A 13,631-nucleotide genomic window follows, 5' to 3' on the forward strand; every position below is an offset into this window, starting at 1 on the left:
TATACTCCCGCGCCCGTTTTGCTCATGAGGACCCTCAACATGGCCACCCCTTACATCGACCACCAGCTTGTGCTGCTCGACCACCTGCGCGGCATCCTGGTTGCCCTGGGTGAAGCCGAACAGGTGCCCGACGAGAGCCACGCCCTGTTTCTGGAACGCTACGATGAATTGCGCCTGGAATTGCCCATCGACCCCGTCAGCAGCGCCTACCTGGGCCAGGACCTGATGTGCCAGATCATCCAGCGCTACCCGCAGATCGCCCACCTGATTCCGCGCGACCTGCTGTGGTTCTTCGGCGGCGATTGCCTGCATTACATGCCGGATGAAGAAATCGACCTGTACCAGGCGTTGGAAGAACGCCGCTTCGAGGCCGAGGAGAACGACGAACCGTTCGACTGGAATCAGGAGAAACAGTTGATGGCGATGTCGTTGCAGGACAGCAACAAGCACTGATGGATGGGGTGTCAGAAAAAGCCGCTTTCGAGCGGTTTTTTTGTTTTTGAAGCGTGCCGATCTTGGCGCTGATGAAAGCGCGACTGCCGAGCCGATACCACTGGTCGGGTTTTACCTGAAATAAATCTGTAACCGTCCTGAAAAGTTGCCCCAAGCTGTTGAGTATAAAGACTAAAGGCCTCGAACGACGTGCCCTCCAGGCCTATGACTGACATCTTTTCTATCAGAAATGTCATTTGCTTTTCTGGAACCAAACGGCTTGACGCTTGTCCGGGCGCCGTTTAACCTCCCGCGCCACATGGAAGCAGTCTGCCATCCCCCATCAGCAGATTCGTTCTCTGAAAATGAATTCCATCGCTCGCCCCCCGCTACGGGCGGCGACGCTGTGCGGAAATGCTCGTGAAACCTCGCTCCTCCTTCCAAATTCAAAAATCCGTCATTTTTGCCCTGATCCTCCGCGAGGCTCGTGCGCGTTTTGGTACGCGCCGATTCGGCGCAGCGTGGGCGCTTTTGGAGCCGATGTGCCACCTGCTTGTCGTTAGCCTGCTGTACACGTTCTTGCGCGGTCGCTCGCTATCTGGCGTTGAATATCCGGTTTTCGTCCTGGTCGGCCTGGCGCCGTTCCTGCTGTATCGCAATACGGCACTGCAACTGATGGACAGCCCCCGGGAAAACCGTTCGTTGTTCGCTTACAAACAAATCAAGCCGCTCGATACTTTCATCGGGCGCGTGATAGTCGAAGCCTGCATGTCAACTACCGTTTATGGCGTGCTCGTATTCGGTTTCGCGTGGTTCGGCTTCGACATGCGGATTACCCATCCCATTGAGTGGCTGGCCATCGTGACCCTCGGGTTGGTGTTCGCGTTCTCGTTGGGCATGCTGCTCGCGCTCATCGCTCATGCACTTCCGTCCAGCAAGTCTGTCATCCGGATGATGTTTTTTCCGTTGTACTTCCTGTCCGGCGTACTGGTCCCGGCGGCGTACCTTCCACATGGCCTGCTGCCCTACCTGCTGTACAACCCTTTCCTTAATCTGCTCGAACTCATCCGTGCAGAAGTTCTACCACTCTACACCCCGGTAGAAGGGGTTTCGCTGGGCTACGTAGCAGCGTGGACAGTGGTGCTGCTGTTCGCCTCGCTGGGTACCTACCGGGCACGCCGACTTCATCTGGTTTCCAGCAAAAACGGTTAATGACGGGCTTATCGTGTTCGAACTGAGAAATGTCACCAAGTCTTATTTGACCCCCAAAGGCCGTCGATATATTTTTCGCGACCTTTCACTCGCTATTCCACCCGGAAAGAACATCGGTCTTATCGGCCGTAACGGCGCGGGTAAATCGACGCTCATGCGCCTGCTTGGAGGCGCCGATATCCCGGATTCGGGCACCATCGCAACTGACCAGAGCATTTCCTGGCCGGTGGGTCTCACAGGCGGTTTTCAGGGCAGCATGACCGGGCGGGAGAACATCAAATTCGTCTGCCGGGTGTACGGCGCGACCGGCGATGCCATGCGAGAGAAAATCCGTTTCGTCGAGGAGTTCGCCGAGATTGGCAACTGGATCGACGAGCCTATCAAGACCTACTCCTCCGGCATGCGGTCGAGGGTCGCGTTTGGGCTGAGCATGGCGTTCGACTTTGATTACTACCTTATTGACGAAGTCATGTCGGTAGGCGATGCGCAGTTCAAACGCAAAAGCACTGAGTTGTTCAAAGACAAGCTGCAGAAATCAAAAGTCGTGCTGGTCACCCACAGCATGCGCGAAGTAGAAAATCTGTGCGATATCGTGCTCCACGTTCGAGACGGGCAAGTGCAGATTTACGAAGACGTACAAGAAGGCATCAAAGCTTACAAAGCCTAATACGCCTTCGTGGCAAGCAGATTTTTCAAGGATGCAGTACATATGAGCAGTACCAGTAAATACAAAGGCTGGCGCCTGGCGCTTGGAATCGTGGCCATCCCGTTCGTGTTGGCAATCGTGTATTACGCGTTTTTCTCGGTTGACCGGTACGTCAGCACAGCAGAAGTCGTCGTCCGTCAAGACGGCAACAATCCTGGCGCGCAGATACCTGGGCTCAGCACCCTGTTGACTGGCGCCAACCCTGCCTCTCGCGAAGAAACCCTCTACCTGCGGGAGTTCATCACGTCCTACGACATGATGAACCTGCTGGAAACCCGTCTGCACTGGAGCGCGCATTACGCAGGGCAGCGAAAAGATATCTTCTTCCTATTGGACAAAGACGCGCCAGCAGAAGACCGCTTGGCGTTTTACCAGCGCATGGTGACTGCTCGATACGACGAAACCACTGGGTTGCTAACCGTGGAAGTACAGGCGTTGACCCCAGCGATGGCGAAACAAATGCTGGCGGTCATCCTGGAGGCAAGTGAACACTTCGTGAATGAGGTGTCTCACAGCATGGCCCGCGAGCAGATGAAATTTGCCCAGGCTGAACTGGAAGGCGCCCGCAAGAATTACAACCTCCGCAAGCAGCAGTTACTGAGCTTCCAGAACGATAATAAAGTACTGGACGGCCAAAACTCGGCTCAAAGCCGGGCGGGCATTATCGCTGCGCTTGAAAGCGCTTATTCGACTGAACAGGCCAACACCGCTCGACTGCAGTATCGCTTGCGCGAAGACTCGCCGCAGGTGGTACAGCAAAAAGCAAAAGTTCGCGCTATCCGGGAACAACTGACCGCCGAGAAGCAACTGCTGGTATCAGCCCCAGACGGCGACCAGGCGAACGTTGTCGCCTCGCGTTTCCAGCAGTTGATCCTTGATGCCGGCATCGCCGAAGACACATACAAGACATCCGTAGCTGCCCTCGACAATGCCCGGGTCGAAGCGAGCAAAAAAATTCGCACGCTGGTCACTGTCGTCAGCCCCAACACGCCGGATCTCGCCCTTTATCCAGAGCGTCTGTACAACCTGGCAACCATTTTGCTGGCGCTTGTTCTGCTCTACGGTATCACCCGCTTTATCATCGCTTCGATCGAGGATCACCGTGATTAAATCCCAGTCTGTTGTTGCTCTTGGCCCCCTTACCTCGAGTATGCGTAAAATCGGCCTGGTTGGCTTGATGACGGCAACCCTCGCCGGCTGCGGCGGAACGCTTTCGGGTGCCGGCCCTTACAAAGGCGATATCGAGACGAAAAATTCGACCTACAAACTGGTCGAAATCAATGCCACTACCATTGCACCGTTCATGCGTGGCACGGTGAAAGCGCCGCTGGCCAGAATCACCAACCCGGCGCCTCAGGCTGTGCGGTTGATGGGCGGTGACGTGCTCAACATTCTGATCACTGACAACGTGGCGGAGGGTGTGGGGCTGTTCGCACCGCTCTCTACCGGCGGCACTCAGTTCAAGGTCAGGATTGACGACCAGGGGATGATTTCGCTGCCCTACGTCGGGCACCAGTTCGTAGCGGGCATGACCCTGGTTCAAGTCGAAAACATGCTGCGCCAACGTCTCAAGGGCGTGACCACAGACGTACAAGCGCATGTCGATCTTGTGGGCGATCTGTCTGGCTCGGTACTGGTGGCTGGCGCAGTAAAGGCCCCTGGCCGATTTTCGACCCTGCAAGGCCCGCTGACGCTCCTGGACGCGATCAACCAAGCGGGAGGACCTGTTTTGGAGCCTCACCTGGTGAACGTGACAGTGCGAAACGGCAGCCAGGTCACCACGCTCAACTATGAAGACGTGCTGAACGGCAACAATGCCGTGCTGCGGCCAAACTCTGAAATCGTGCTGGATCGCGCCCGCCAACGCTTCGTCGCCATGGGTGCAGTCGGCGAGCCGGGCCTGCACGATTTGCCGCAACAAAACACCAGCTTGCTGGACGCGCTGGGCGCAGTAGGTGGACTGAATGAGCGCAATGCGAACCCACAGGGCGTATTTGTGTTCCGGATGGATGATACCCAGGCGGATACCAAGCCAACCGTGATGCGTATCGACATGCGCGATCCTGCCGCCATCTTCTATGCCAAGCAGATCATGATTCGCCCCGACGATACAATTTACGTCACCAACGCCGCTGTCTACGAATGGCAAAAAATCATTGGGCCGATCGTGCAGACGATGGTTCTGGGGCGTGCTGTAGGCGTGAATTATAAATAACGGGGCTATTTAGCACGATCACGCGGCTAGTCAATACAGCGTTTCGCTTAGCAATAAGTATTGCCCTGTTTGACAGCAGCCGCGCGCCCGCCGCGCAGCCACGCCTGGATTTGCAAACGCAATGACTAGGCGTGGCGCTTCCGTGCATCAGATAAACACTGGTTCCATCCCTCTCAAGGACGCGTGAGCGACACCATGACCGATATCACAGCTATCGTCCCATTAGATTTGGGGTATCGCCCCAAGGACATTCTGGACAAGGCGATTCGGTTAGCGGATGCCGCGGAAAAAGCCAACGTTCGCATGGTATTCGGATTAAACGATCGAGGTACCAGGATCGATCGCGAACTGAAAAAGCGTTTGGAAGGATTCACCACGTCCACGATCGTCCTCGGAAAGCTGGATTACGACTCGGTCAATATGTCAGCGCTACGCAACCTGGCCTTCTCGGCGGTTGAAAGCGAATACCTGGTACTACTGGACGTCGATATATGGCCCGACTTCCAGATCCTCCAGAAATACCAGGAAAAAATAGGCAGCGGGCATCGCCCCTTCTATTTTCTGCCCTGCCTTTACCTGACCGAAGCGGGCTCCCGGCACCTGGCAAAACAAGCAAAGGACACGGCGGCGCTGACCGCCAAATACTTTTCCTTCTCACGCAAAGAGTTTTTGCACCTGGCCTCCCCTTCTTCGATCACCGTGATGCAGAGCAGGGATTACCACGCCATTGGCGGCTTCAACGTGAGTTTTGTCGGGCATGGATATGAAGACTTCGACTTCATGCTTCGCCTCGCCGCGCGCTATGACGAGGTCCACACCTCACCTGATTTCCTGACGCGCGGATCCGCTCGATCGCCACTCTTCGCGACCGGCTTTAAACGAGACCTGGGGCGAATTTGCTTTGATCCATTATTGGAAAAGGATTTCGTTTACCACCTACATCACGAAAAAGCGCCCACCAGCCGTTTCTACGCCGCACGTACGGACAACTTCGAACGGTTCGCTGCTATCCACTCCTCTTTCGTGGAAGGAGCGGATCGCGACGACCCGACACTGATCTCGGAATTTTTGATGCATTGCCGCCAGTCCGGCAAGAACATCAATGATTATTCCATCCTGTTTGAAAACAAGCCTGGACATATCGACCGCTACGATACGTTTAGACGACGCCTAAGGTTTTTGCTCCCATGAACAAGCCGGTTAGATTCAAAAAACTCAAAAAGCTCATTCGTGACCCGAACATGTTTTTCTATGACATGTTCAGGAAACGTGTATTCAAGGACGCACCGCCCACTACCCTGGCGAAGGTTTCGTCCACACCGGCGAACACTACCCCGCTGATCAACCTGGCGGAAGTTCGAAAATTGGGTGTCGTCAATTACATCCGCAGCAACCTGGAAGCCTATACCGGCCCTGAAGACGGCGGCGACCCCAACAGCCTGCTGTTGTGGAATGGCTACTTGAATTGGCTGATCTCGTTCCTCGGCGCCCTCAAGGACGCCGCGTCTCTGGATATCACCATTTACACGCTGGGTGGCGGCTATAGCCTGACGTGCAAGGCAGATGCAGCGTTCAACATTCAAGGCGTCTACAAAGCACTGCGTTCCAAGCCTGACTTCGTGGTCGAGCTGAGCAATGTGTTCGGCAACCTGAACGTACTCCATTTTTATGTGTTCGACCTGGCGGCCGATGGTTTGGCCACCGTGCGCTCCAGCCGCGCCTGGATTCGTCGCTTCATGCTGACCGATATCGAAACCATCTACAGTGACACCGCCTCCATCCGCCATGCCTGGCCCACTATCGACGCGGTTTACACGTGGGTCAACCACGCGGATGAGCATTGGCAACAACTGTGGGCGGAGACGTTTCCACAAGAGCCTTACGACCCTGACCGCTATACCAGCAATGACGAATTGCGCTATTCCCTGCGGTCTCTCAACAAATATGCACCGTGGCTGAACAAGATCTACGTCGTCACCAACTGTGCCAAGCCCGATTGGCTGAACAGCAATGAGCGCATCGTATGGGTCCAGCATGAGGAGATTTTCCCTGACCTTTCGGCATTGCCCACGTTCAACTCTCACGCGATCGAAGCCTGTCTACACCGCATCCCTGGCCTGTCGAATCATTTCCTGTACCTAAATGATGACTTTGTACTGGGCCAACCTTGTCTGCCTTCGGACTTTTTCGACGAAACCGGCCGATCCCTGTCGTACTTCGAACCTTACGGCATGGTGGATGAGACGGACCGCAACGATGCCCCGGACTACCTGGTCGCCGCCAAGAACTCTCGCAAACTGATTTCGACCCGCTTCCCGGGCTATCAAGCACGCAATTTGCACCGCCATGTTCCTTATGCATTGCGAAAGGACACGTTGAACGCCATTGAAGCAGCATTCCCCGGCGCCTTCGAAGTGACCCGTAGCGCCAAGCGCCGCTCACCAGAAGATATCAACCTGACCTCCTTTCTATACCACCACTTCGCCTATGCAAGCGGCATTGCGGTGAAGGGCGACGCCACAGGTCTGATTGTGCGGCCCGGCAACATTCGCTCGATCAACGGCAAGGACTCATTCAAATACAAACTGCTGTGCTTCAACGACGGCAACGGCAGTGCAGAAAACGAAAACTATAAAATCAACTGCCAAAAGTTTTTCGACAAGCGATTCTCTGAACGTGCCCCTTGGGAAACCAATCACCTTACTCAAGATACGTCGGAAGTCCAAGAGAGCGAAGAAGAATCTCTCACCCTTCAAGAATCTCCAGAGCCCGTATGACTCGGTGCATGACAAGCAGAGAACTGAATATGCGTAGCACGAAAGAAACGACGATCATCACCTATGGCACGTTTGACCTTTTCCACGTGGGCCACGTGCAACTTCTGAAGCGCGCCAGAGCCCTAGGCGATCGCTTGATCGTTGCCGTTTCAAAAGATGAATTCAATGCATCCAAAGGCAAGTCGGCCTATTCAAGCTACGAAGATCGCAAAACAATCGTTGAAGCGTGCAAATATGTAGACCTGGTGATCCCTGAGGAGAACTGGGAACAAAAACGGGCTGACATCATCGCCCATTCCGTGGATATATTCGTCATGGGCGATGACTGGGAAGGAAAATTCGATTTCTTGGCCGATGTTTGCCGCGTGCACTACCTGAGCAGAACCCCGGACATCTCGAGCAGCCTGATCAAACAGCACTTGGACAAATCCAAAACCGAGTCAGAGGCAGCCTTGGCATGAGCGGCAAGAAAGTAAACTACGTTTATGTGAGTGGGGAAAACCTTCGCCAACTGGAAGAAGAGTTTGCCGCCGGCATTACTCATGAACTGGGCGACTGGTCGTCTTCGAGCACCATTGTCACCACCTCCCCAGGTGATGTAAACGTTACGTTCTTTATCTACCGCCGGGCCCACATCATGATGTCTCACGGTGTCGCGGATAAAAACTACCTGCTGCGACCCGATGAGCTGGGCGGTCTTGAGGTCAACAAGTACCGCACCGTGTGCGTTCCCGGCCCCTGGATGAAACGCAAGCTGCTCGCGCATCCGGGCGTAGAACTTTCGGAACAACAGATCAAGATCGTCGGTTGGCCGCGAATCGACAAATTGCTCGCAGAACAAGCCAGGCAGCGAACCCTGTCCGTGCCTGATGCTCCGACGGAAGGAAAGAAGATCAAGGTACTGTGGGCTCCCACCCACGGCGCGGCGAATGCCAAGCATGTCGTGTCGAGCTACCCGTCATTTCTCGGATATGAAGAGAAGCTGAAAGAACTGTTCGACTATGACTCGTCGCTTCATCCGAATGTTCGGCCATCGAAAACACCCACCTTTCAGAAGCTTATCGATGCAGACGTCGTGATTGCTGATCGTGGGACGATGGTGTATGAGGCTTGGGCGCTCGGCAAGCCAGTCATTTTTCCAAGCTGGCTGATCAAAAAAGGTAATATCAAGACCTGTCCAGGCTCGGCCGAGAATCATATTTTCCAAGAAAAAATAGGGCTGCACGCTAGAAGCTTCGAAGAGCTGATAGGCATGATTTACACAGCGACAAAACCGGATGCAACGGTCGAGGCGTTCATGGAGGATTACCTCCCTGCCGCCACGCATGGCAAGTCCTATAAATTGCTCGCAAACGCCGTGCAAGAAATTTGGGCCTCGAACGATCTTCGGATTAAAAAGAAGGTGAAGGCTCCTGAAGCGTCCCTGAAAGCGTGAATGGGGTCTGGAGGGCAGGCCCTCCAGACGTTTCAGTGGATACCGAGCTCCAAAGCCAGGCAACTGCTCACTGCAAGTGAGCAGTTTCTCCGCCCCCCACCGTCACTCGCAACGACCCACCCGGGATACAGTGCTGCCTTAGCCCACTACACCTTCGGCTAAGCGGTCTGGAACCCGCCGGCCTTCTCCATAGAGTTCTACGGCCTTCTGAATAATCAGTGCACTCATCAATCGACCATATTCGGTACTGGCGTGATGATCATCGCCATTGAGACGCTCATAGTATTCAGCACGCAAGGAATGGTCCGAATTCAACGTCGACAGTGGCGCGGACAAATAGGGAATATCATTGTCGTCATACCATTGCTGCACAATTGTCCTGAACAGTGGATCGAGGGCCAGGTGCCCGTGCAAAGCAGGTGCAATCGCCCCTACCCGGTCATCCAATCGTGGACCAGGCGGCGCCACCAGAAAAAACCTTATACCCAGGTCTTGAAGATCCTTAAAGAATCGAAAGAGGTATTCGTTAAACCCATGAACCAGCGCTTTTGTCTCGCCCATGGATATGCGTCGAACCCCTTGAACATCGGGCAGGACATGCCAGGGCAAAATACCCTCCCGAAGCATTGTTTCAATCAAGCCTCGGTGATAAAAGCCAGACGAGAAGGCAAACACCGGATCACCATACTGCTTGGCAATATGGCGCCTCCCCGTCAACGCTTTCAGTTTATTCTTTAACTTTACACCCTTGAACTTGATAACATCTTCAGTGCGCTGATAAAACTCCGTACCCACTCGGTAACCCGGGTAAAGAAATTTTGCATCAACGCGCGCAATGCGTTCGTCAACCTGGCCGGCCTCCTTTAATTGTTCGAGCCCGCGGGACAGTGCAAGGGTGTGAGAGTCGCCAACAATATATAGATTCATTCTATTTCCCCGCCACCTGCGCCGCTGATGCATCCAATCTTTCTTCGTCACAGATGACTTCAGATTCAGATTTCAAAATGCGCGAGCGAGCCTTTGACGATTCCGCTCTGGTAAGTTGGTGTTCAGCAAAAAAGTAGGACATCACGTGTCCCACCCCATGCATTGTTACACTTCGCATATTGGGCTCATAGAACATGGCCCGTGACGAAGCCGCGGCGATGATTTCGTAGGAAGGAAAATAGTCGATAAAGTCGTATGCGTTATACAAATCACCCGCGACCGCCCGCAATACCGACTTTGAGTACGAATTCGCCGAAAGGATATGTTCCCCCGACGCCGTCGCCGTCAGGGGAACCGGCGATACTGTCAGAAGGAACTTGATATCAGGATTAATGCGTCTCGTTCTTTCAATGACGTAGGTGAAGTCTTCTAGAATTTCCGGATACGTGAAGCTGTGGAATCTGTATTTTTCAGCATCAAATGTCCCCGCCACGGTCCCTGGGCAGGTAGGAAACACTGAACCATCACGGTTCGCGATCCAACCTTCGGTAAGCCCCAACGTAAACACGAACACATCGGCGCTGGTAAACATTTTCTTGACGGCTTCCAGGTGCCCTGACTGAACAGCGAGCAGCTCATCAACCGTTTCGTAACCGCCTGGCTCAATGGATGGCCGGAAAGGGTCATAGTATCGACCATCGTTTTCCCAGTATTGTTCGTCTGGCACGAACTCGCCAAAAGCGCGCAAGAACAGCTGCTTCAGCTGGCGCACGGTATAAATGTTTCCAAACCTCGCGGAATACATTTTATAACCGTAGGACCTTGCCGCGTCGTCCTGCATATAGCTGGGCGCCGGCTCAAAATCCTTGAAGGCAAAACCCCGCTCAACCATTTGCCGGCCGATGTGTTGCGCGAAACAACTTCCGGCAGTCGCCACCGCATCGGTCGGGCGAATAGAGAATTTCTTTCTATAGAGATCAGACACTTCCAGGTGATTCTTTCCAGCCACCCCTGTCCGCCAATACGCTCTACTCGGCAGCCCGCTGTAAGGATTATCCACAATTCCCCCAATATACCTACAAAACATGTAGCATGCTCGGGCTACCCCAAGCAGCCGGCGATCCTTCAGTCAAAGTATGCAGCGCTCTCGACAACAAGACGCCTACAATGCGCACGCTTCATTTTACCTCAGTTACGCTACCGCTCGCACCTTTAAAAACTGCACACCAACACCATCGGACACGGCGTTTCGAGAGCACTCATAAACAGGAAGGGCGTGACACCCTTGAATATTCGCTCTCAACGCCACAGTGTGGCTGAAACGTGCATTTCGCCTACTTTTTAGGTACCATGCTTGATGCGCAACGCAGGCGTGCTATCGACGAGCATTGGTCGACCGCCCTATTTCCATCGTTTTGGTTTGGAATGACTATACACATCCCCTCTCAACGCCATTTCAAATCGGCATATTGGTTAAGCGCCGGCACTGTAGAGCAGCGCCTTGCCCATCTGCTGTCACCGCGCGCCGTGCGAGAAGCGTGCATTGATACCACTAAAATGTCCGGAAATTCTGCCTTCGTAAACTATGTTTACCGGCACACCATTACCGAAAGAAGCTCCGGACAATCGCTGGAAATCATTGAAAAATCGATTAAAAAACTGATGTTGACCCCCTCGTCCGAGTCCTCTTTTTATCGAGAGCGGAGCATACTGGCCCGCAGCAGTAAATTCCGACACCCCCGATGCTACGGGGTAATCGAAACCCCCTTCGAAAGTATTATTTTCACGCGTTTCGTCAACGGCCGCCCACCGAGAATGGCTGATGTTTGCGGGGCCATAGCGCGCGGCATATCCGAACTGGAATGCATCACTCACGCCCATTTGAACAATACTGGCAACCGACGGCGCATTGCGCACTGGTGCATGAGCTTTTTCCAGCCGTGGTACCTGTTACGACCAAAGTACAACCACTCAACACTATTCAAGCACCTCGACCTGCTGGGACAGACGCGCAATTACCGCATGCCCACCCGCGGGGAGTTCAAACGGAAGTTATCCCCACTCATTGCCCAACTCAAAAGCAATGCACTATCGTCGCCACGGTGTTTTTCACATCTTGATTACCTGAGAAAAAACCTGATTCAGTCGAAAAATAGTCTCTTTCTTATTGACTGGAGCGAAGTGAGAATTGGCCGGATAGGCTTCGACTCAGGCGCCTACCTCAGCAACCTGTTCAGGAACTCAGACATTCAGACGTTCGAGACCCTGGCGAGCAAATACCTGACGACATACTATCGCGAACTGCCAAGCGAACATCGAAACGCTACAACCGCCAATAACATACTCTACATCTTCCTACTGCACTCAACATGGTATTGCATGAGAAAAGACGTGATCAAGAACGCCGCGACCGACATCGACCCCGCCCCGCTTGGTGAAAAGCTCAATTACCTGCTGAACGTAGACATCAGACAATTCCAACCGACTCAATGATATTCAGCACCGAAGATTCTGTTCAACTCCCCAGCCAACCGCACACCCGCAGCATACAGTCTTCCCTCTACCACAGGGCGGATAGCATCAAGGTAATCAGGCTGTATTGACATGGAATCACTCGCCGCAAGACGTTCATCGCCATGATAAACGTAATTTTTCGCTATCTGATGAGTTTCTTCAGCCCATTTCACGGGCGTCCCCTGCACGACTGCCCCGCCCTTCCGGGTCAGGGACACGGCGATAGCCTGTGGGCTCATGTGGAAATTTCTAACTGACAACGTGTCCCAGACCTTGTGCAACTTATACGCCTTACCATCGACCTCGACGCTCATGGCGCCCGTTTCCTTGATCGTGTGCAAGGGCTGGTGAATATCGCCCACGTAATGAACCAAGAACTTTAACGCCCTCACCTTTGATTCCGGGCTTGAGCGGCTATCGCCAAGCGTTCGCTCAACATCATCGATGGCCTTTATGACGCACTCCCGCTTTTTGGCGCAATCACGGTCAGGGTCATAGGCATCCGCTGCAAACGGGATGCGCACGGCATGACTGGGCAGATCAGGCTCGGTTGTTCGCACATCATCCGCCCATGACGCAATTTGCGAAATAGAGGTTTCCCCCTCAACGTTGAGAATCGCGGTCACTTCAGCGCGTGCGCGTGGCGTGAGCTTGCCCTCCGCGATAATTGCGACCACTTTATGCCCTTCCCGCCCCCATGCGCAGGCATCCGAAAACCAACAGAGCAACCCACTCAGCACCAGTACTTGCACTATTGCCTTTGTATTTATCACACCCGTCATCCCGCGCTATCCCATCAAAATATAAGCAAACCAACCAAAACATTCAGTCCAAGCCTATTTGTCAACGCCAATGAGTCGTTCCGTTGGGTAACGTCAACATGACCGCCACCTCCCCGTTTCGCGAGTGATCCAGGCAGACTTCCAAGGCGGGAGCTAGCCTTGTCTTCAGGTTGTCACGTTACCTACCCAGTATGTGCTGACTGCCCAGCAACGATCACTGCTCCAAATGACCGGAGACAAGGGAATGACGCTTTTCATCGTGACCGCAAGCCTGATAGCCGCCCTACCGGTAATCGCCGCACTGGGCTGGCGTAGGCATTTGTCACAAATAGAGGATTGTTAGTCACGAATACAGGTTGCTGAGCGGAACCCCCCGCGCAGGCGAGGGAATATACAGCGATTCGCGACCAGGCAAAACCCTGGTCCAGACGGGTAATTATCAATACCTGCCCGGCCCCGACACTCGCTTCCGAGACCTCGGCCTTCCGGACACGGGCGCCGTTTATTCGGGATTTACCCCAGGGTTCGAACCATTCCCACTCTTCCTACCAACTGAGAGCCCAAAGAGAAAATCAGACAATTCGACTTTTCGTGTAGGAAATTTCAGGCAAAACGCCATCTTCTTCATAAT

Annotated in this window: 13 protein-coding genes; 10 read left to right on the forward strand and 3 right to left on the reverse strand. The window is 53.8% G+C overall.

All coding sequences use genetic code 11. The annotated features are described in order from the left end of the window. Positions 1-39: 39 nt before the first annotated feature. From HWQ56_RS20785 to HWQ56_RS20825, 9 genes are all read left to right on the forward strand, one after another. Entirely contained in the window at positions 40-453 is a 414-nt protein-coding gene (locus HWQ56_RS20785; protein ID WP_158154284.1) for a PA2817 family protein, read from the forward strand. Between the two features lie 393 nt (positions 454-846). Further along, positions 847-1,644 carry an ABC transporter permease gene (locus tag HWQ56_RS20790; RefSeq protein ID WP_176571674.1) on the forward strand — a complete coding sequence of 266 codons (798 nt, stop codon included), beginning with the start codon at positions 847-849 and terminating at the stop codon, positions 1,642-1,644. Between the two features lie 13 nt (positions 1,645-1,657). Beyond that, positions 1,658-2,311: an ABC transporter ATP-binding protein gene (locus HWQ56_RS20795; protein WP_176571675.1), complete on the forward strand. Its 654-nt coding sequence runs from the start codon at positions 1,658-1,660 to the stop codon at positions 2,309-2,311. 42 nt (positions 2,312-2,353) lie between these two features. After that, positions 2,354-3,460 carry a KpsE/RkpR family capsule polysaccharide export protein gene (locus HWQ56_RS20800; RefSeq protein ID WP_176571676.1) on the forward strand — a complete coding sequence of 369 codons (1,107 nt, stop codon included), beginning with the start codon at positions 2,354-2,356 and terminating at the stop codon, positions 3,458-3,460. Between the two features lie 40 nt (positions 3,461-3,500). Further along, positions 3,501-4,565, forward strand: a complete 1,065-nt coding sequence (locus tag HWQ56_RS20805; protein ID WP_176572455.1) for a polysaccharide biosynthesis/export family protein — start codon at positions 3,501-3,503, stop codon at positions 4,563-4,565. Positions 4,566-4,760: 195 nt separating this feature from the next. Beyond that, positions 4,761-5,756, forward strand: a complete 996-nt coding sequence (locus tag HWQ56_RS20810) for a galactosyltransferase-related protein (RefSeq protein ID WP_176571677.1) — start codon at positions 4,761-4,763, stop codon at positions 5,754-5,756. Then, positions 5,753-7,342 (forward strand): stealth conserved region 3 domain-containing protein, encoded by a 1,590-nt coding sequence (locus HWQ56_RS20815; protein WP_209008691.1) that lies wholly within the window; start codon positions 5,753-5,755, stop codon positions 7,340-7,342. The genes HWQ56_RS20810 and HWQ56_RS20815 overlap by 4 nt, the downstream gene beginning before the upstream one ends. A 29-nt stretch (positions 7,343-7,371) precedes the next feature. Further along, positions 7,372-7,803 carry a glycerol-3-phosphate cytidylyltransferase gene (gene tagD / locus HWQ56_RS20820; RefSeq protein ID WP_176571678.1) on the forward strand — a complete coding sequence of 144 codons (432 nt, stop codon included), beginning with the start codon at positions 7,372-7,374 and terminating at the stop codon, positions 7,801-7,803. Beyond that, entirely contained in the window at positions 7,800-8,777 is a 978-nt protein-coding gene (locus HWQ56_RS20825) for a hypothetical protein (protein ID WP_176571679.1), read from the forward strand. The genes tagD and HWQ56_RS20825 overlap by 4 nt, the downstream gene beginning before the upstream one ends. Before the next feature lie 138 nt (positions 8,778-8,915). Here HWQ56_RS20825 and HWQ56_RS20830 read toward each other — a convergent pair whose 3' ends face one another. Both HWQ56_RS20830 and HWQ56_RS20835 read right to left on the reverse strand, forming a co-directional pair. Beyond that, the gene (locus tag HWQ56_RS20830) at positions 8,916-9,704 is read right to left on the reverse strand and encodes a hypothetical protein (protein WP_176571680.1); all 789 of its coding nucleotides are present in this window, start codon (positions 9,702-9,704) and stop codon (positions 8,916-8,918) included. Position 9,705: 1 nt separating this feature from the next. Then, positions 9,706-10,689: a GSCFA domain-containing protein gene (locus tag HWQ56_RS20835; protein ID WP_209008692.1), complete on the reverse strand. Its 984-nt coding sequence runs from the start codon at positions 10,687-10,689 to the stop codon at positions 9,706-9,708. A gap of 338 nt (positions 10,690-11,027) precedes the next feature. On the opposite strand from HWQ56_RS20835, the gene HWQ56_RS20840 reads away from it, so the two are divergent. Next, positions 11,028-12,197 (forward strand): phosphotransferase, encoded by a 1,170-nt coding sequence (locus HWQ56_RS20840; RefSeq protein WP_176571682.1) that lies wholly within the window; start codon positions 11,028-11,030, stop codon positions 12,195-12,197. Here the strand turns inward: HWQ56_RS20840 and HWQ56_RS20845 are convergent. Further along, positions 12,191-13,000, reverse strand: a complete 810-nt coding sequence (locus HWQ56_RS20845) for a S1/P1 nuclease (protein ID WP_209008693.1) — start codon at positions 12,998-13,000, stop codon at positions 12,191-12,193. The two genes, HWQ56_RS20840 and HWQ56_RS20845, sit on opposite strands and share 7 nt — an antisense overlap. Positions 13,001-13,631: the final 631 nt, after the last annotated feature.

The organism is Pseudomonas eucalypticola (assembly GCF_013374995.1).
Lineage (GTDB): Bacteria > Pseudomonadota > Gammaproteobacteria > Pseudomonadales > Pseudomonadaceae > Aquipseudomonas > Aquipseudomonas eucalypticola.

Bases quoted from the DNA above. Each gene is read 5' to 3' on its own strand.
- HWQ56_RS20785 (WP_158154284.1), top strand. From the start codon at position 40: ATGGCCACCCCTTACATCGACCACCAGCTTGTGCTGCTCGACCACCTG.
- HWQ56_RS20830 (WP_176571680.1), bottom strand. From the start codon at position 9,704: ATGAATCTATATATTGTTGGCGACTCTCACACCCTTGCACTGTCCCGC.
- HWQ56_RS20790 (WP_176571674.1), top strand. From the start codon at position 847: ATGCTCGTGAAACCTCGCTCCTCCTTCCAAATTCAAAAATCCGTCATT.
- tagD (WP_176571678.1), top strand. From the start codon at position 7,372: ATGCGTAGCACGAAAGAAACGACGATCATCACCTATGGCACGTTTGAC.
- HWQ56_RS20825 (WP_176571679.1), top strand. From the start codon at position 7,800: ATGAGCGGCAAGAAAGTAAACTACGTTTATGTGAGTGGGGAAAACCTT.
- HWQ56_RS20805 (WP_176572455.1), top strand. From the start codon at position 3,501: ATGCGTAAAATCGGCCTGGTTGGCTTGATGACGGCAACCCTCGCCGGC.
- HWQ56_RS20800 (WP_176571676.1), top strand. From the start codon at position 2,354: ATGAGCAGTACCAGTAAATACAAAGGCTGGCGCCTGGCGCTTGGAATC.
- HWQ56_RS20845 (WP_209008693.1), bottom strand. From the start codon at position 13,000: ATGACGGGTGTGATAAATACAAAGGCAATAGTGCAAGTACTGGTGCTG.
- HWQ56_RS20815 (WP_209008691.1), top strand. From the start codon at position 5,753: ATGAACAAGCCGGTTAGATTCAAAAAACTCAAAAAGCTCATTCGTGAC.
- HWQ56_RS20810 (WP_176571677.1), top strand. From the start codon at position 4,761: ATGACCGATATCACAGCTATCGTCCCATTAGATTTGGGGTATCGCCCC.